Origin of the sequence: Pseudomonas sp. EL_65y_Pfl2_R96 (assembly GCF_963970905.1) — a bacterium.
GTDB lineage: Bacteria > Pseudomonadota > Gammaproteobacteria > Pseudomonadales > Pseudomonadaceae > Aquipseudomonas.
Genome location: NZ_CAXAQH010000139.1, coordinates 1 through 633 on the forward strand (window position 1 = coordinate 1; position 633 = coordinate 633).

The 633-nt window shown below is 65.6% G+C and carries 1 protein-coding gene; it reads right to left on the reverse strand.

Annotated elements, in window-relative coordinates; translation table 11 throughout:
* Positions 1-151 precede the first annotated feature (151 nt).
* Positions 152-633 (reverse strand): cob(I)yrinic acid a,c-diamide adenosyltransferase (locus tag AACY49_RS29870; protein ID WP_339527801.1); only part of this gene is annotated, 482 nt, incomplete at its 5' end.

Here is a 633-nt window from a genome sequence, read left to right on the forward strand (position 1 = left end):
ACGGTGGCATCGGCATCCGACAGCGGTGCGACCAACGCGACCGACAGCGCGCGGACGGCTCGAAAACGCTCCACCAGCGGGCTTGCCGGGCGTTTGGGGACTGGTCGCCTTTGCATCGTCATGTCCCCTTCCCTCAGAAACGCCAGCCGTGCTAGCGCGTCGCTCCCGGTCGCCACAAAACGTCGCCACCCGCCATTTGGTTCACTATGCGCGCGGCGACGAACAGATAATCCGACAGACGGTTGAGATAGGCGAGCGCGAGCGGATTGAAAGCCTCCGTCCGCGTCGCCGCGACCGCAGTACGCTCGGCGCGACGCACCATCGCACGGGCGATGTGGAGTGCCGCTGCCCCGGCTGTTCCGCCCGGCAGGATGAAACTGGTCAAGGGTGCCAGACCAGCGTTCATCCGGTCGATCTCCGCCTCAAGCCGTTCGACTTGCGCCGTCACCACCCGCAGCGTCCTTTCAGACGGTGCGAAGTCGTCGCCGTCGCTCTCGGCTTTCGGTGTCGCGAGATCGGCACCGAGATCGAACAAATCGTTCTGGATACGCTCGAGCCATGCCGACAATTCGGCGGCGGGCAACCCCTCTTGCGCCAGCGCGGCGATCGCCGCGCCAATCGCGCTATTGGCTT